Origin of the sequence: Vibrio sp. 1-Bac 57 (genome assembly GCF_037546855.1) — a bacterium.
Taxonomy (GTDB): domain Bacteria; phylum Pseudomonadota; class Gammaproteobacteria; order Enterobacterales; family Psychromonadaceae; genus Psychromonas.
This window is the reverse complement of record NZ_JALAAC010000002.1, coordinates 22,039-40,254: the sequence shown is the minus strand read 5'-3', so window position 1 is coordinate 40,254 and position 18,216 is coordinate 22,039. Positions and strand designations below refer to the sequence as shown.

Genomic DNA, 18,216 nt, shown 5'->3' with positions numbered 1-18,216 from the left:
CGTTTCTACTTATGAAATTAATCATTAAGTAATTAATAGAAAACAGTTAAGCACCCCATGAGATGCTTGTTGTAAATGCTCTATCTTCACTAATGTGAGCAGATATAGCTAACGTAGTAATAGCCACTTTCTGATGATAACCACGACTTAACCAGCCCAATGATGGCGTCTGTTTATCTTCACTCTCCACACCAGTAATTAGCTCTACAGAGCTTCTTTCTGGCAGTTTAATGGTGATTTGATCATTACCCAACAACAAATGACAAACGCCATTACTAATCTCAATATTCTGACAATTTTCAGAAAAATGAAAATAAATAACAATATCGTGTTGGCCTTGTGTTTTAAGTTCGTCCGTAATATCAATCTGCTTTTCTAACACATTCAGTTTAATACTACGTTGATGTGTTACCGGAGAACCTAAACGTTGATAACCATTGTGCTCAGCGACCAGTTCGCCACCCAATTCACTAGGCAGCCACTTACAACAAGAGGCTTGGGCATGAGACTCCCACATAAAAGGCCCGGTCATAACAGACTGATCTAAGCCGTCAATTTCGACAGTATTATGCGCCTGGGTTTTACGGAAATGATTACGCCATTGTGGAAAGCTAAAATAATCATAGGTTCCTGTATCAACAAACAAATCATTTCGATTAATACGCACCACACAGCTCAGTGCATCGGCATGGCCATGAGCAGCAATTGCCGTATAACCTAACTCAGCAGCATCCACTAATACACTTGCTTGATTACCTTCACTCACTTTGCCAGCCTGCAATAAATAATAACCTGAGTCAGTAAACGCAAATGAGTTAAGTTCGTGTTCTTTAGTCGATGCTTGAGTCGTTGGCTGTTGTCTATTATTAAATAGCCAAAATGCAGATTCACTCGGTTGTTTTTTACCTTGAGCAAAGATTTCATCATCATAAAAATGGCTAACAATATCCGATAATGCATTAATATTATGAACATGATCTCCTAAATCAATAACATAACCATCATCTTGATCGCCCAACATTGGATAATGCTCACCACCTTCTGCAATAATTGCGATGAACTGGCTTAATTTCTTAAGCGTTTGCCAATACGCAGGTGAAAAATCATCTTCACTCCATTTACCCGCTAATGCCGTAAACAGATAAAATTGAAACACAAAGAATTGATAACTAAAGGCATGCTCTTTGGTACAGCCGTCATTGAAGGTTTGTGCCTGAATTTCATTTTCTAATACCGCTTTGCTTTTTTGTTGCCATTGCGGTGCATCTTTTAACATAGTGAAATAGCGTGCAGCAATATAAACACCCGCCGCTTCGCCAACTAAATGATTATTGGCAGAAGTACCTTGAGAAAACTTACCACTTACATCTCGACAATGTAAAAAAACACTTTCTAATAATCGTTCTTTAAAATCACCAACAAATAATTCAGAATCTTTAATTAAATCAATCGTCCATACCCAACTAATCAAGCGAATAGATAGCTCTAACGGGCTACGCCAGTTCATCCCCTTGCCGTAAGGATTTTGATCTAACCAGTGAGTAATTTGCTGCACAGCAGCCTGTGCATATTTAAGTTCACCGGTGACTTTATAAGCACGCGCTAAAACTACCATTTGATGATGACGATTAGGTTCCCAAACTAACTTACAATCGCCATTATTCTTAAAATCACGGTAGTTAACGGAAAGAATATGACCAAGGTTTGAGTAAATCCCAGCACTATGATCTTTATGCCAATTAATAGGTGATTCAAGGTGATGATCTTGCAAGTCAAAATAACTTAACTTATGCGAAATGATTGATTCAGCTTTAGCTAATAAAGGCGCTTTCCAAGCATCGTCATATTCAGCGACTTGCCCTTCAAACACACTAAAGCCAGGCTTAAACGTAGCCTGTGGGTCATATCGCTCAGTATATTGAACTTTAGGTACCCAGTTAAACTGAACGCGTAATCGTTCAATCCACGCATCACTTAAAGAACTTACTCGCCAAGTGACTTCGTCAACTGACATCATTTTAATTCGTTTGATATACCAAGTAATAGGCTGCATTTATGTGGTTAAACTCTTTAATTATTAATACTAAGGATTAAGTTATGAATACTAAGGGTTAAAGTATGAATACTAAGGATTAAGATATGAATGAATAAACTCACTCAATGTTTGTTCCGCTAACGCACTGTTTTGAGCATCGTAATCTAATGCAACGGCTATAAGTGTTGCGCCAGGTTGACCAACCAAAGCAGCTTGTACTTCAGCAAGTTTGGCTCTCTTTTTGTCACTCGTGATCACACCGTTAATAACATACCAAGATGCAATCATGCGATATCGCGCCTGTGAACGCTGAACCACAACTAAGTTTGCCTGTTGCAAGTATTGATTATCGAGTAAAGATAATTTTTTATCTTCAACATCATGCCAAAATTGATCATCGTAAAGATAATTCTCTACAAAGATCATTTCACTAGCTTGTTCTTGCTTAACATAATCAGCCAGATAGACTTGAAAGCCCACATCCTTTTTTACATAATAAAAGAAACGCTCTTTACTTGCCCCCTGCGAATAAGGCTTCCAATTAGGGCTATAGCTTTTGCTTTCGCCTGCCATCTCGTAATTGCTTAAAGTAGGCACAGTGAACGCATAATTTTCATTAAATCGAGAAGGGATCCAGTAAGTCGCCGCAATAAACACAATAAGTAAAGTAATGGCAGTGAGGGCATGTGTTTTGTTAACAACATCTACTTGTTTTGCAGGTAACGAGTCCACTGCCTTGTTATTAACAATGGCACTATCATCAAAGTAAGTACGTGCAATGTAAATAAGTGGCAATAAACAAAGCGCAAACACAATCCAACCAAAGGTTAAGTGGTCATGCACTATAAAGTGATTCATCTCAGTGTACGTACCAACAACGATAATAATAATGATACGTAACCAATTGGCTAACACGGCGATAACTAAGCAAATAATTAAAAAAGTAAGTGTTTTTTTCTGCGATAATTTATTAATAAAACTAACAAAAAATGCTAATAATGCCGATACCATGAAAAAGCCCAAACCAGAACAAGCAGGCTCAACATCAAACAAACCACCAGCTGTTGATAAGCGGTAACCGTCTCGACCGACCGGAATACCAATTAACTCTGGCCCCCATTGGCCTGCAGCAGTAGATAATTCACGCAGTGGAAATTGTAAAATATTCCAGACAGGAAATATAAGAAACAACATGATAAAAGGTAATGCACAGGCTTGAAGTGTTTTAAGACCATATAAAGCACTAAATAGAAATAGAATAATAAAAAATAAAGCCAGTAATTGTAATTGCTGAATACTAGCGAGCATAGCAACAAGATTAACCAGTAAACTACCTAACAATCCAATGCTAGAAATAATAAAGGAGGTAGTTGTGTTTTTACTTAATGTAATCGATTTACGCTTGATCCAAAAAGCATATATAACAACAAATATGCCTAAAAAGCCGTGGCTATAAGGACCATCACTATTCCACTCATCAAAAATAGTTGATAAAGCAGGAAGATTAGCTAATAAAAGAATAACTAAGGGAACAAAAAATAAGATATGGATAGAGTTTTTTTTAAACAAAAGAAGTGCTCCAAAGCGATTTAATATTTTATTCATGCATTAAAACTTCATGATAAACAGCAACAGTTCTCGCTGCGACCTGATCTGAGTGATACAAATCTAATGCTAATTGTCGTGATTTATCCTGCATTTTTTTCGCTAATTCAGGATTAGTCAGAATACGCTCACATTTAGCCGCAATATCCTTTTCATCAAAGGGGTTAATTAAAAAGCCTGTTTCCCCATTTTTAACCATATAGGGCATACCACAACGATTTGAGGTTACCACTGGTACTCCCACCGCCATAGCTTCTTCAATACCCATCGGAGAATTTTCTTCTAAAGAGGCTAATGCATATATCGAGGCTTTGCATAATTCGTCTTGAATTTGCGTGATATTAATTCGGCCTAATAAAACAACCTGGTCCTGCAAGTTATTATCTTTAATGGTTGTATCAAGTAATCTGGCATATTCTTCATCAACGACACTTCCAGCAATCCTCAGCTGTACATTAATACCCTTTTTAACTAACAAGGCAACCGCTTTAACTAATTGAATAGGGTTTTTACGAGGAGTAAGTACTGAAGAGGTAAAAATAGTACCAGCCACTTCTTCCCTATTTAATTTAAAAAATGAATCTGAAATAGGATTATCGATATCAAATATATTTGCTTTGGTAACACCACTTAATCTTTCCCGAACATAAGGACTAATTGAAATAATATTAGGTTGCTTTGACCAACTTCTTTTCTCGATAAACTCCCATATTTTAGAGCGTAAGAATTTAAACTTTCCCTTCGCTAATAAGGTATCAGCATAGATAAAACCATGTACCGTAAACACTTTAGGAATCAAAAGCTCATTAACCATAATACCGTAGGTATCATGTACATGAATCAAGTCAGGTGAAAGGCTTATTACCTTGCTTTCAATTAATGTTTTACCTTCGCCTAGCGCATTTTTAAGTTCACTGCCTGCAGGCTTAGGTAAACGATGAATAGTTACATTGCCAACATTGGTAATAGTCGCTTTTTGAGTGCTGGCACATAAAGTAACGACATGAATATCAAATTCTGAATATTTAGATAAAGACGGAATAAGGTTCACGCTGACCGCTTCAACTCCGCCATGAGGTCTATTTATATCAATCGGGAATTGCGTTATAAATGCGAGTTTGATTGCCATTTTTAAGAACCTTTATTAGAAAGGTCAGTAAATATAGCCTCAAACCTTTCCATCACCTGATCAACAGAATGATTTTTTTGATAATATTCCCTTGAATTATCAGAGTGTTGTTGCCACAACGTTTGATCTGAACAAAGCTTTTTAATACCTCGAACAAGGTCATCTTTTGTAATCGCTTCGAAACCTAGCTCTCTGTCTCGAATCAAATAATCAGGATCAAATGTCGAAACGATCGGTAATCCTTGGCTCCAAGCCTCTAAAAAGGTATTAGGGAATCCTTCATAAATTGAAGAACAACAAAACACAGTGCTATTATGATATAAGTTTCGCATGTCTTTACGTGAAACCATCCCCAAATAAGTTAAATTAGGTAATGCATTCATTGTATTCAAAAGACCTTTAAAATAATCATCTTCTCTTGGAGTGCTGCCAGCAACGACAAACTGATATTCAGGTATCTCTTTAGCAACTTCTAAAAACAACTCTAAACGCTTGCTTTTATGAATACGTGCAGCCCATAAAATGGATGGTTTATCTTTATTGAATATTAATTTCTGATATTCATCATTGTTTGGCCCAGGACATGGCATTGGCATAATTTCAGAATCTAAATTAAACCCCTCCTTTAAAGATTTCATCTGTTTCTTAGTTTGAGAGAGGATATAGTCAGAATTTAAAAGGCCATATCGATATAGTATCCGCTCACGATAAGTTTTCATTACCGGCATTTTAACATCTGCATCGGAGTCATTAGCCAATGAGTATAAGAATTTTTTATTATTTCGCTTACACCACATAGCAACTTGCCCAGTAATGTATTCACCACAATTCTGATAATATACATCAGCATCAGCCCGTTTCATTGCGCTAATCAAGCCAGTCCACCTTGGATGAAAAAATCTAATACCGGGTAACCCATCGTCAATTGGACAAATTTTTATAACATGAATCCCATCAATTACTTCATCTTGTTCTGATCCTTCTGACCAGGTTAATAAAGAAACTTTATGCCCTCTTGCAACTAACCATTTAGCCATTAAACTAGTTTGCCTTTCTACCCCCCCGATTGAGCCCTGACTACCGCCAGTAATAGCTCCATATGCAAAATGAGCAACAAGACATATATTTAACATGATAATTTTTAACCTTAATAATATGGGTGGATTCGATAAATAAACATAGATAACTTATATTTATAATCAAGAATTAAGTAAATACATTAATGCAGCTTTTGTCTTATGTGAAGGAAAATTAAAACGCTTTAACGTCATTAAATCATCCTTTGATTTACATAACCCAACATCAGTTGAGAATGCTGCTTTATAGCCACTTTTTTTGACTAAAGAGGTCGCTGTAACGTTATAATTTCCGTTAGGATAGCAAAAATAATGACATTTTACTGACAATTCAGTCTCAATACATATTTTTGATTGAGTTAGTTGTGATTCAAGGGTTTCTTCGGATAGACTATCCAAACGCCAATGATTAACAGTATGGCTCCCTATATCTAATTCACCAGCTTTAACAGCTTCATTCAACAGCTTCCAAGAAACAATTCCCGTCCAATCATCGTGTTCTGACAAGTCTTTTAACGCCATACCAGAACGAACTTCAAGAAATTCAGAAAGTGCGGTAAACAATTGCCCCATTTTAATATCATTAGTAAATTCAGCTTTACAGTTATCCCTGAACTCTTTAAAACTTTGAATTAGGGCTTTTCGTGAAGTAGCATCGAAACTGTATTTTTTCCCTTTGAATGAAAATGTTATTAACTCCCCCATATTTTGTTGCAATGCATAATCTAAGCGATCGAACCAGAAAGGTAATTGAGAATCAACATGGTCTGTTACAACAAATAGAATGGGTTTAATATTGAATTTTTTACAGATAGGTAATGCGAAGTCTAAATTATTACGATAACCATCATCAAAAGTAATAAGCATTGCATTATCAACAAGCGGAATTTTTCCAGAGAGCATGTCCGACGCTTGATCAACCGTTATAAATTGATAAAAATCCGACAATATTCGGAGTATTCTTTCTAATTCTGTTGGGGATAACTGAGGTCTTAAAGGGATCCAAGTCGTTTGATTGTGCGGAGCCATAACACCATGTAACATTAACACACATATTTTTTTTCGATTTTTAAAATGTAAAAATTTTAGAATACCTAAATTATTGAGTAAAAATAAAAAAAAACATTTCATTATCGTCTTCATTCGAATGCCACCGTTATGTATGAGTTAGAACAGGTTACAAATAATATACAATATGAATAATGCCTATGAACTCCCAAAAACACCATAAAAAATAAGTCCTGAATTTAGTCTGAAAACGCAAGTTGTGAATTGAAAATAGAGGGCTGGATAGCGGCATTATCACTCGATTGTTATTATGACAAGGCAAATAAATAAAACACTGCTAAACTTCTAACGAACAAAAGCCCCTAACTCGAGGAGATAAGAATGAAAAGTAAAATTGTTTTATTAATTATCGCAATGTTTAGCTCATATTCATTTGCAAGCAACTATATTATGCCAGTAGGCATACCAGATACAAATATAAACTTCACACAAGAAGCACCTGATCGCCCATCTAATTGGACAGTTGAACAAGCAGGATACTATTACATTAAATATGATAAAGGTAATGACTCCTTAAAATATGGAACTCCTGACGCCCCTAGAAAGACAATCCCCCAAGTTTTGCCACAAGGGTCTTATGTAGAAATCAGTGGAAATTACTCATATGCTAGTGGCGGAGCGATTAAAATTTATGGAACAGGTAGTAATGAGCCATGGGTTGCTAATCAATCAGGACCAGTCTGGGTTACTACTGCACAAGATGAACAAGCTAACTTCACTAAATCGACTGTTCTTGTGTGGGGAGACAATGTTTATCTTACTAAATTAAATGTAACAGAAAATTCAAAAATACAAGTTGGTTCTTTAGCCTCTGGTTACCCCGCAAATAATATTGTTGTAAAAAATAGCACAGTGATAGGAACTCTAGATATGAAAAATGGAGAACTTTTATCTGTAAAAGGAGCTGAAAGCAGCCAATCAACAAATGTAGTTCTTTATAAAAATACAATAAGTGATGCTGGAGATATTAATTCAACTACAGATATTGATGCAGGCTTAATGGCGTCAACTGGGTACACATCTAATGTATGGATACTTGAAAATACTGGATATAATGCATCAGGAAGCGGTTTACAAATAAATCCACGACCACCTGTTGATGCTAGCCACAACATATATGCAGGTAAAAATGAATTTTTTAATGTCAGACAATCTGGTTTATGGGTGAAATATGCAACAAATGTGGTTTTTTCAACTAACTATGTGCATGATATTATAAGTACAGCATGGTCTCCAGCCAAAGGATTAGGTGCTCAATATGAACCTAAAGGATTATGGATTATTAATAATCGTATACGCGATGTAGAGTATGGGATTCGCATAGCAAGTACTAGTAATATAGATAATGTATCTTTTAAAGTATATATAGTGGGAAACATTATATATGACGTTCACACCGAGTCTAATATCGGCACTTCCTCGGCCTGGGAAAGCGCGGGCATTCATATACAGGGAGGTGACGAGCGTTTCATCTATAATAATTTAACTTATAACACACCGAATGGAATTAACATTTCAGCAACATCGGGAACCACTAAAATTAAAAATAACGTGATAGCAAAAGTTGATAATGGACATAAAGACAATCAACAAGGCTATCATATATGGACAGAACATCATGATGAACAGCCAAGTTTAACTTTATCACACAATTTTTTCCCATCTGACGAATTAAATATCAAGTTTAAAAGTACAGTTATTACTACCTTATTTACCTTAGATGACCATTTAAATAATAAAGTTGAAAATAAAGGGGTAATAAGTAAAAATTACTCAGGAATGTTTGAAAATACACCATTAGATATAGACAGCCTTATTTCAGAAGGTTTTAATGAATCAATATTATGGGATGTTGGTGATGATGTTTTTACAGAATTGAATACAGAGCTTGCAGTTGCAACAAATTCCACAATAAAACTAGATAAAGACATACTAAATAATTCAAGAATTGAAGGATATTCAGTGGACATTGGGCCATTTGAAATGGATGGGACAAACCCTGATATAAATATTTCAAGTAAACCTAATAATCCAAGTGGCGTAACTATAAAAGTAGCCCCTTAAGATACAAACAAAAAGTTAAATAATCTTTGTTAAATGAAAGCATCCAACTAATGAAGATTGTTTAATTCATACCTTTACCTATTGCAAAATGCAGGCATTGGTTTATGAAGACTAAAATAAAGGATTTTCAATAATCAGAAATTTATTAAATTAAAATTGCATCGTTAAAACTTGTTCTATAAGTTCCATTTAAATAATATTTAATTGTGCCAACACAATGCATACGTTTAAACGTAACCTTATCAACATAGTAGCATTAGCACAAAACTTCACACAGCAGATAATATAATATTATTCTTCTAATAATGAGCTTCTCATTCCTTTAGATAGCTTATTTCTTTCGATATAAACTCTTAAAACTAGCCCAATTGCAACCCACATTCCTAAAGCTCCCTCTCTAGGATAAAATGTTTGGCTACCTGTTGAAGCTATCAAGAATGCAAGTAAGAGCGCCAAGTTAATCCCTCCTGTGACTATATATAAATTATTGTTATTGTCTCTGAATAAACTCCATGAGTATTTAACCATAATTAAATAAAATATAAATATTGGAATTGCCCCAATAAAGCCATTATCTTGTAACAATTGTAAATATGCATTATGTGGGTGTGGAAAAAGCTCCCCTTCCCCATGTTCTAACATTATTTTCCTTGTAATGCCCAAATTTTGCATTGCTTCACGGCCAGAGCCAAAGAAAGGAGCCTCTTTAATGGATTCCCAGACCAAAGGCCAAGCAATTACCCTACCAGAAGTCACTGAAGCCATATCAACGTTTTCACCGTGAAAGTTTACATCTGTCTCTTGACTAAATTCATCATTATTCTCTGATGTGAAACCTTGTGTCAAACGTTCGATAGCAGAAGGAGCTACAATAACAATCAAAAAAAGTAAAACAGGTGCAAGTAACAAGTATTTCCTCCACTTGAAAAGACAGAAAAATGCACCTAAAATTAACCAAGTACCGTAACCAGTTCGCCCACCTGTTAACGCCATCGCTAAAAAAATCATTATGCATCCAGGGATAATTAGCAAAAAGAAATATTTGCGACTAACAAATTCTTTCAAACAAAAAACAGCCCAAAAAGCACCACTCATTATCATTGAGATATTCACACGATGAAAACCAACGCTATTAGAAATTATTTTTAACGCTTTCAATTGTAATGCATCCCCCCCCATAGTTAACGACCCTAATTTCATCGCTTTAACAACTTGTAAAGCGAGCAGAAAAAACATTAAAGCTAACATTGTTACAGCAAAAAAATATTGCTTTTTACTTCTACAACCATCAAAGATTATAATTGCAGGAATAACCCATTTAAAACAATTAATTAAATATTCGTTGATAGCGGAAATACCTAAATCAGCGGACCCGCCAAAGGTTGCGATTAATTCATCTACGCCAGAGTGATCGTTTAAATAACGAATTACACTAACTACAATAACTACACTATAAAAAAACAATAAAAAATTAAGATGTCGAGGCATTTCCCAAGATATTTTTTCTTTTTTTCGATTTATTAGCCATGAAAAGACTACGTTTAAAAATAGAAAGTTCCAATGATTCAATCCAGGAATATTTGCAATGGACTTAGGCATATCAGGATGTTGGAAAATAGACATTAATAACACAAGCCAACAAGCCGCTTTAAACCAATCTTTCCAAGCAGACACACATAAATAGCTAATAAGTAAGGTTAATAAGGTTATTCGAATCAAAATGAAAATCCATATAAAGAGAAGTTTAAAGTTAAGTAAAACTAATCAAAGAATAAAATAAATGTTATTTTATTCTTTGATCTACAAACACCGATTTACCACGCTCAGTTAATTTAACAGCTTTCACGACTTGAACTTCAACCGATATTTGACCTGCTAATTTTTTAGCTATGTTTTCTTCAATTCTCATTTTATGCTTATCCGAGAAAACTTCATTAACCACAATATTAATAATTGCCTCTCCAGGTGTATCTTGATAAAACTGATATTGAAGGACATCATCAAAAGTGTCGTCATGCATATTAATCGCAGTCCATGAGATAGTATTATTGTCCTTAGTAATCAAATGTTCTTGTATTCGATGCCCTCGGATATCTTTAATGATTAAATGATTACGTTTACATTTATCACAAAAATCGCCAACATACTCCGCAAAGTCCCCTGTTTTATAACGAATAAAAGGCATTACTGTATTAATAAACCCAGTACCGACAATTTCACCAACTTGCCCTTTTTCTGTAATGACATTACCTTGCTCATCTATTAACTCAAAATAACCATAAGTAGGCCAGACATGATAATGAGAAGAGTGTTCACACTCACCAGCCGCAACTAGTTTTTCTGTATGCCCGTAAGAGGAAAAATATCGACAATTAAAAACAGACTCTACAAACACACGTTGCTCAGGATAAACATTCTCTGATTCCGCTAAAATAGCTTGGACATTAGTGATAATTATATTATTTTTTTTAATATATCTAGCAAGTTGGTATACAGAAGAGGGGTATACATGCAAAAAACATTTTTTTAGAGACTTCAGATGCTGGACATAGGCAGCCATATCTTTATCACTAGTGTGGAAACTACTGTAATAATGTTCTTTAAAGATTGGATCGTAACTTCTATTCTCGCTATTTTTTTCACTGGTTACACGCCCTCTCAATACTGCTTTAATATCACCGAGTTTAAAGCCTGCTTTTTTCCACCCATCAACAAGGTATGCATATTCGATTTGCGAACGTTCGGCATTAATATAAAAGGTTAATGGCACTCCGCTAGTGCCCCCTGTCGTAATATAATCAACATTAGCACTATTTTTATCTACCAATAATAAATCATCAACATTGTTATTAATGAAGGTTTTATCGATAAATGGTAATACCTTAAAATCATCGAGTGTTTGCAACAGAGATACATTTATACCGGCATCATCATATAATTTTTTATAGGCTGGACATTTTTCATAGGCAACTAACACTTGCTCCTTTAATTTACTTAATTGATATTGCTCTACTTGTTTTTTAGACCAACTATCTGCAGATAAAATCAATTTAGTAGTATCGCGAAATTTTTTACCAATCAGGTAAGGTAATGGAATAAATGAAAGTAAACTACCAGCTAGCGTTTTTACTGAGTCAGGCATTGCATTCCATAGGTTCTTTTTAGAAAATGCTTGTTTCATATTAATTATTTTCCGAGGTAAATAGATTGTTCCACTGCTGCTGTATAACAGTTAAATCAAAACGTTGTGTCGATTTAATTGCGTTATCTGAAAACTCTGATAATAAAATTGGGTTTGTCAATAATGTAATAATAGATTCTGAAAAGTCTTCGATACTGTGGTTTTCTATAAGATAGCCATTATAACCATCAACTAACACATCAGACAGGTCGCCAACATTAGGCACTATTGCAGGCAAACCTACTTTTAAACCTTCCAGCATGGATAATGCTAAACCTTCTGAACGAGAAGTTAATACGTATATTTTAGACCTTTGCAGCCAATCCAAAACATTATCTTGATGTCCTGCAAAATAGACTCTATCTTCAATATCTAAACTCTTCGCATAAGCCTTCAATTCAGATAACAAAGGGCCATCTCCAATAATTAAAGCTTTACACTGAACTTCTTTATCCTTTATATTTTTAATGATGTCTAAATATAAATTTACTTGTTTCACTTTGGATAATCTTGCCGTTAAAACAATATCATATTCACTAACTATGGTTTTATCTGGATAAAATTTATCAGCTGCAATTGCTCCAGAAATAACATGAATATTTTTAGGGTTAGCCCCCTTCTCAGCAAGAAATGTTTTTGCTCCATTCCCCATTGTTATTACTACAGATGAAACTGAAGCTATTTTACAAATAGTAGCGGTTAAAAATTTATCTTTACCATCTAAAAATTTAAAAAAGCTATTTTCTGTTTTTCCGGCTTCTAATGTTTCAGTAATACCTCCAACACTAAAGTAGATCGACCTACATTGTAGAAGTTTAGAAAATAAAATAGCTAACGTACCGTTAAATAGAATGTGAAACCCACCTATATAGTCTGGCCGGTGTTTGAATGAGCATATGAAAAACGTAACAAGTCTTGCTAACGTTGAGCCGATTAAACGAGATAAAGTAGACGAAGGTGTTATGACACTTAACCCTTCCAAATTATAGCTCATGTTATTTGATACTATATAAACATGTTTAACACTCGAACACGTCACCAAAGGCACTAAATGAGCATCGATCCAGTTTTTAGAATAGAAAGTGCCTGTTAACACAATGACATTGCCTTCTTTTTTCTGCTTTTTAGTAGGCAGGAAAGAAAAGATACGAATCATGGAATAAAGAGAAAATAAAACAGCTCTTCCGACAAATAGTTTGATGTTATACATAGTTAAGCTCAAATTAGTTTAAATATTAATATCAGGAAAAGTTAACTGGCACCATTTTATAGAGATACTCGGTTTACCACTAATATCAGGCTGATTGATGGTTATATCGTTGAATTTTTTATTAATATACAATTTAACGTGCTCAGGTTTTTCTACATACCAAGTTAACCCTTGAAGATCATCCCCTTCATACTCAGTACTAAGGTGAATATGAGTTTCATCTCCGACCGTTTTAACGGCAAATTCAAGTGATTCATGAGTACGGTTATAACCCAATAAACGGCGTGTAGTAGTAGTTAAAATCTTATTATGTTGCTGATATTCTGCTAACAACTCAAATGCTTGACGTGTATCTTGGGTAAAAGGCTCAGCCACAGAGTGAACTTTGCCTAAATGACTATATAAAATACTGCATCCCGCTTTATCCACTAACGTATCGAGCACTTTTTTGGTTAATACATGATGTATACCACGAGCTTGATCAAAACAAGAAACACCACCCCATGCAGGATTACAACGCATAAACTCATTAATCTTCGTGCCATCTACTAATGTCGATTGTCGGAGTACTTTATTATCTTTATGCATCGCATATTTTTTATTACCAAACCTTGCTAACCAGCCTTTAATAAACTCTAACGTCATCGTTTTAAGACTTGCTTTTATTTGCTTTTTATTAAACACAGCGCGATAACTTCTCTTGGCATTTTGCGCGACGCAACTCGTTACGCGTCCTTTCCAAATGAAAGCTAGCGTACCCGATTGAACCGTTAAATCACTATGATAAGCCGGTTTGCCGGGCTCTGCACCTTGCCCCTTCATAATATCATTATCTAAATTAGTCGGGGCTTGCGCATGATCGACCCATACTTCAATTTTTCGTTCACCTGATTGAATGGTCTTCCAGTGTTGTTCTATAAGCGTTCTATTATTAACAAAATCACCAAAGGAATGCAGGCAGTCGATGTGCCCTGAATTTATCAATTGATGAATTTTATTCCGACCATCATCATCTGTGTTGGTATACGAAAAATTATGTTCTGGCATATCAAAGTAAATAGTATTGCCGACTTCTAATCCAACGCCTTTACCTAAAGTGGTTTCTTCCGTTGTATTTAAGTAACGAGCAGTTTCGAAATAAATGGCTTTATTGGGCGTTTCATCTAAATCACTACAGATAGCTAGCATAGCCTGATAAGGGTAAGGGTATTTTCGTAAAGTGACTGACATAATGATTACACCTTGATCAAGTTCATGATTGAAGTTTTAAACGAATAAGCAACTTTTGCTTTACGTTAAACGGCACTAAATACACATAATAAATAGCAAGTGTGACTACATTAGCTGCAATGAAAATAACAGTAGCAGCAACCCAATTTACTGATTGGTAAGCATCACGCGACCATGCGATTAATGCAAAAAAAGGTAATGCATAAATTAATGGCAAAATAAATGTATTATAAGCATAGCTAAACCAAGACAACTTTAGCTCTTTACAGGTATAAATCGGCACAATGAAGCCATATACAATATTCATTGGAATCACAAATAATAATGCAGCGGTTGTTAACTCCCAATTACTGAGCCCAGAAAAGAGAAGTCCAACACCAAACAAAACAAAAATAGCAAAAAAGGCAATAACTGAAATGCGACCATGTTGATCCATTCCCATTAGTACACGGATAGAAGTATCTTGTCCCATGGGTAATAATTGACCAAATGATAAAATCATAACCAAAGACCACAAAGCATATTCTTGTCCCATCCAATATTGAAGAATAATATCCCCATAGGCAACTAAAAATCCTAAGCTAGGTAAAGCAAATGCAAAGCTCATTTTAGTGGTAGAAATAAATAATGCTTGAATTGCTTTAATATCACCCGCACCCTGCATTGATCCAGTAGTAGGTGTTAACATCATTGTAAACTTTGTCATAAACGTTTTTATTTGCTTTGTTAATGCCATTGGTCGAGCAAAAACAGCTAAAGCAGCGGGCCCAATGGCACTCACTAATAAAATACTGATTGTTTGAAGTAACAAAATAGGTGGTATATTTGAGAGCATACTTTTAATGCCAAATTTCAGCATAGCTTTACAGGTTAACCAGTTAGCCATTCGTAAGTTAAAACTAAATTCTACACAAACTTTATTTGCTAACACAAAACGGAAAAATTCAAAAATAATGGTCGATAGCAAATAACCGATTGCCATCCCCGCAACGCCTAAGTCAGTATAAAACAAGGCGGTAACCATCAATATAATAGAAAGGATGCTGTCACCCGCATGCAACGCATTGTGAATATCCCAACGATGATAGCCTGTTAGTAAACCACTGGCAGAGCCTGAACTCATTCGCACTGCTACGCTTAATCCCAAAAATAAGACGACTGATTGTGCAGTTTCGGTATTTTGGCCGAGCGACTCAGAAAAATAGGCAGGTACTAAATAATAAAACAGTACCGTACAAAGAATTGTTACCCCGGAGAAAATTATTTGTACAAATACCGCTGAGTTGGCAACTTGATTCAGTAACGTCAATTCATCAGCAGCACGATGTTTGGCGATATAGCGATTAAAAGAAGCTCCCATTCCTAATCCGACCAAGGTTAAATAACTGACAAATGACCAACCAAAGTCCCATATGCCTAAGGCAGCTTGTCCGACTTGGTCATCTACCAAACGAGGCATAATAAAACCAGAAAAAATAAGAACAAGTTGGCTTATCCAACTCACCATTAAGTTCCATGCAAAACGACTTTGCCCAGTAAGATCTTCAACCTTTACTTTTTTGTTAATATCTCCCATTAATATTATTCCATGTAACCCATTTTTTGATGATAATCACCAGTTACTTGGAAATACTTAGCTAACTCGTTTTCGCTCAATTGATCTTTCCAGCGTTCGTCTAATATGATCTCTTCAGAATCATCTAAACGCATGCCATTGCCCACAACATGGTGCTCTACGGTTTTAAAATCTAAGCGTTTTTTTGATGGGTCGACGCCAATAAACTCGAATAGTGCATCCAAGGTTTTTTCAGTGTGATTGCACATATCTTCATAATGTACTTGTACCCAGTTTTCTTTTGGCATGGTTGCTAACACGGTTTCTGTTTCTTGATTACAACGCACCCATTCATGAGCGCCGACTTCGATACCTCGCCCTTGTTCTTGAGTTTGACCTGTACCACCGCCACGCAATTTTGGATTTTTAGCATCGGCAAATTCTGAAGGGTTTTTATAAGCCTGCGAGACACCTCTGCCATCCCTGACAATCCAGATGACTTTAATATCCAATGCTGGATTTTTTAATAAGTATTTTAGGCGTATACCAATTTTTGAAGAGTCAACTACGGTATCAACGTTAGCTTGTTCTGCAATTGAACGCGCATAGTCTGCATTACGTTTTTGTAAAAAAGGTAATTGTTTGCGCCATACTGGTGATAACGTTAATAAACTATCTCGAATGAGTTCCATCAATGGCGTTCTAACCAACGGTCTCAATAGCCTTAACATATAAGGTGTAGCGCCTGTACGAATATCAGTTTTAGCGTCGGAGATACAGAAATCATGGCCTTTGTCTGCCATTTTTTGCGCAACCCCTTCCCAGAAACCACATTCCCCAACTAACTTTTTACATGAACATAAATAACTGTTTTTATCACCTAAATGTATCGCTTTTAGTTCACCAACACTGCAAAGATCTGGATGAGCACCTAATAACATCGCCGTCATTGTTGAGCCTGAATGACTTGCAGCAGCGAGATAAACTAATTTTTGTTTTTGTTGAGTCATGTTTTTCTTTTACGCTTTTGTTGGTTTGAACATTTCTTTTACTAACATACCAATAAACAATGTATTGGTGACTAAGTAGCGCTTCCATAAACGGCCGGGTTCTTGTAACACGCGATATAACCATTCCATGCCCATTTTTTGCCAAATGAGAGGCGCACGTTTTACTTTGCCTGCGAAGACATCAAATGAACCACCGACTCCATGTACAACAGGCACTCGCATCACATTGCCCCATTTCGCCATAAATTGTTCTTTTTTAGGCGAAGTGATCGCGACAAATAATACATCTGCTTTAGACGCCGCGATATCCTCGGCGACTTGACCTTCCTGGTCATCTGAAAAATAACCATTTTGACGCCCAGCAAGCACAACACCAGGATAATGTTTATGAATTTGACGTTCAATTTCTTCTGATATTTCTTCCGTCGCACCTAAACAAAAAACACGATAACCTAATTTATTACCACGCTCTAATATGCCATGCATGAGATCGATACCAGCGACTCGCTCAGGTAATTTTTTATTGAGGATTTTGCTGGCTAATACCACTGCACTTCCATCAGCAAGAATCAAATTTGATGAAGTAACATCCTCCCCAAGAGCAGGATTTCGCTTCATATTGACTACTTTAGCCGCATTTAACATACCGATATGTAGAGATTGTTTAGAAGTGATACATTCGTTAATAATATCTAGGGATTGGGACATGCCTAATGGATGGATATCGATACCAAACATTTTAATAGTGGGCGCTTGTACCTTATATCGTTTTAAAGGTTCATTTAGTACGCGATTATCATCCGTCATTTGCCTGTCCTTAGCAGTTATATTTTACTATTATTTTAATATAATGATTGTTTATGTTACTTCAACTCTGAATAAGCAAATTAGCATAGCTACTTCTATAGTTCTCTGCTTTAAACTACCTTTTATAACCCGTTATTGGTTCTTGAATTCAGTAATAAGTTCAATAGTTATTATTGAACTGCACAAATTAACTACACGCTAATATTTTAAACTTAACTTATTGATATAATGACAGCTTTCGCTTCC

General features: G+C 35.5%; 13 protein-coding genes. 1 reads left to right on the top strand and 12 read right to left on the bottom strand.

What is annotated here, in order from left to right; genetic code table 11:
• Positions 1-46: 46 nt before the first annotated feature.
• The 5 genes from MT391_RS01490 to MT391_RS01470 form a co-directional block, all read right to left on the bottom strand.
• Positions 47-2,017 (bottom strand): alginate lyase family protein, encoded by a 1,971-nt coding sequence (locus MT391_RS01490; protein ID WP_499496720.1) that lies wholly within the window; start codon positions 2,015-2,017, stop codon positions 47-49.
• 108 nt (positions 2,018-2,125) lie between these two features.
• Entirely contained in the window at positions 2,126-3,604 is a 1,479-nt protein-coding gene (locus tag MT391_RS01485) for an exosortase C-terminal domain/associated protein EpsI (protein ID WP_499496719.1), read from the bottom strand.
• Between the two features lie 28 nt (positions 3,605-3,632).
• Positions 3,633-4,769 (bottom strand): glycosyltransferase family 4 protein, encoded by a 1,137-nt coding sequence (locus tag MT391_RS01480; protein ID WP_499496718.1) that lies wholly within the window; start codon positions 4,767-4,769, stop codon positions 3,633-3,635.
• Between the two features lie 2 nt (positions 4,770-4,771).
• On the bottom strand, positions 4,772-5,902 hold the full coding sequence (locus MT391_RS01475) for a glycosyltransferase family 4 protein (RefSeq protein ID WP_499496717.1): 1,131 nt from the start codon (positions 5,900-5,902) through the stop codon (positions 4,772-4,774).
• 66 nt (positions 5,903-5,968) lie between these two features.
• Positions 5,969-6,889, bottom strand: a complete 921-nt coding sequence (locus tag MT391_RS01470) for a polysaccharide deacetylase family protein (RefSeq protein ID WP_499496716.1) — start codon at positions 6,887-6,889, stop codon at positions 5,969-5,971.
• A 345-nt stretch (positions 6,890-7,234) separates the two neighbouring features.
• On the opposite strand from MT391_RS01470, the gene MT391_RS01465 reads away from it, so the two are divergent.
• On the top strand, positions 7,235-8,977 hold the full coding sequence (locus MT391_RS01465) for a right-handed parallel beta-helix repeat-containing protein (protein ID WP_499496715.1): 1,743 nt from the start codon (positions 7,235-7,237) through the stop codon (positions 8,975-8,977).
• A 291-nt stretch (positions 8,978-9,268) separates the two neighbouring features.
• Here the strand turns inward: MT391_RS01465 and MT391_RS01460 are convergent, their stop codons facing one another.
• The 7 genes from MT391_RS01460 to MT391_RS01430 all read right to left on the bottom strand — a co-directional run bounded on the left by MT391_RS01460 (position 9,269) and on the right by MT391_RS01430 (position 17,970).
• On the bottom strand, positions 9,269-10,651 hold the full coding sequence (locus MT391_RS01460; RefSeq protein ID WP_499496714.1) for an O-antigen ligase family protein: 1,383 nt from the start codon (positions 10,649-10,651) through the stop codon (positions 9,269-9,271).
• 109 nt (positions 10,652-10,760) lie between these two features.
• Positions 10,761-12,158, bottom strand: a complete 1,398-nt coding sequence (locus MT391_RS01455; protein WP_499496713.1) for a phenylacetate--CoA ligase family protein — start codon at positions 12,156-12,158, stop codon at positions 10,761-10,763.
• A gap of 1 nt (position 12,159) precedes the next feature.
• Complete coding sequence (locus MT391_RS01450) at positions 12,160-13,368, bottom strand: glycosyltransferase (RefSeq protein ID WP_499496712.1); 1,209 nt, start codon at positions 13,366-13,368, stop codon at positions 12,160-12,162.
• Positions 13,369-13,386: 18 nt separating this feature from the next.
• Complete coding sequence (locus MT391_RS01445; RefSeq protein WP_499496711.1) at positions 13,387-14,598, bottom strand: hypothetical protein; 1,212 nt, start codon at positions 14,596-14,598, stop codon at positions 13,387-13,389.
• A gap of 22 nt (positions 14,599-14,620) precedes the next feature.
• Positions 14,621-16,174: a lipopolysaccharide biosynthesis protein gene (locus MT391_RS01440; RefSeq protein ID WP_499496710.1), complete on the bottom strand. Its 1,554-nt coding sequence runs from the start codon at positions 16,172-16,174 to the stop codon at positions 14,621-14,623.
• A 5-nt stretch (positions 16,175-16,179) separates the two neighbouring features.
• Positions 16,180-17,163, bottom strand: a complete 984-nt coding sequence (locus MT391_RS01435; RefSeq protein WP_499496709.1) for a sulfotransferase — start codon at positions 17,161-17,163, stop codon at positions 16,180-16,182.
• A gap of 9 nt (positions 17,164-17,172) precedes the next feature.
• Complete coding sequence (locus tag MT391_RS01430) at positions 17,173-17,970, bottom strand: WecB/TagA/CpsF family glycosyltransferase (RefSeq protein ID WP_499496708.1); 798 nt, start codon at positions 17,968-17,970, stop codon at positions 17,173-17,175.
• Positions 17,971-18,216: the final 246 nt, after the last annotated feature.

Excerpts from the sequence above, each read along its gene's own strand:
- MT391_RS01490 (WP_499496720.1), bottom strand. The coding sequence starts at position 2,017 with ATGATGTCAGTTGACGAAGTCACTTGGCGAGTAAGTTCTTTAAGTGAT.
- MT391_RS01480 (WP_499496718.1), bottom strand. The coding sequence starts at position 4,769 with ATGGCAATCAAACTCGCATTTATAACGCAATTCCCGATTGATATAAAT.
- MT391_RS01475 (WP_499496717.1), bottom strand. The coding sequence starts at position 5,902 with ATGTTAAATATATGTCTTGTTGCTCATTTTGCATATGGAGCTATTACT.
- MT391_RS01470 (WP_499496716.1), bottom strand. The coding sequence starts at position 6,889 with ATGTTACATGGTGTTATGGCTCCGCACAATCAAACGACTTGGATCCCT.
- MT391_RS01465 (WP_499496715.1), top strand. The coding sequence starts at position 7,235 with ATGAAAAGTAAAATTGTTTTATTAATTATCGCAATGTTTAGCTCATAT.
- MT391_RS01455 (WP_499496713.1), bottom strand. The coding sequence starts at position 12,158 with ATGAAACAAGCATTTTCTAAAAAGAACCTATGGAATGCAATGCCTGAC.
- MT391_RS01450 (WP_499496712.1), bottom strand. The coding sequence starts at position 13,368 with ATGTATAACATCAAACTATTTGTCGGAAGAGCTGTTTTATTTTCTCTT.
- MT391_RS01445 (WP_499496711.1), bottom strand. The coding sequence starts at position 14,598 with ATGTCAGTCACTTTACGAAAATACCCTTACCCTTATCAGGCTATGCTA.
- MT391_RS01440 (WP_499496710.1), bottom strand. The coding sequence starts at position 16,174 with ATGGGAGATATTAACAAAAAAGTAAAGGTTGAAGATCTTACTGGGCAA.
- MT391_RS01435 (WP_499496709.1), bottom strand. The coding sequence starts at position 17,163 with ATGACTCAACAAAAACAAAAATTAGTTTATCTCGCTGCTGCAAGTCAT.
- MT391_RS01430 (WP_499496708.1), bottom strand. The coding sequence starts at position 17,970 with ATGACGGATGATAATCGCGTACTAAATGAACCTTTAAAACGATATAAG.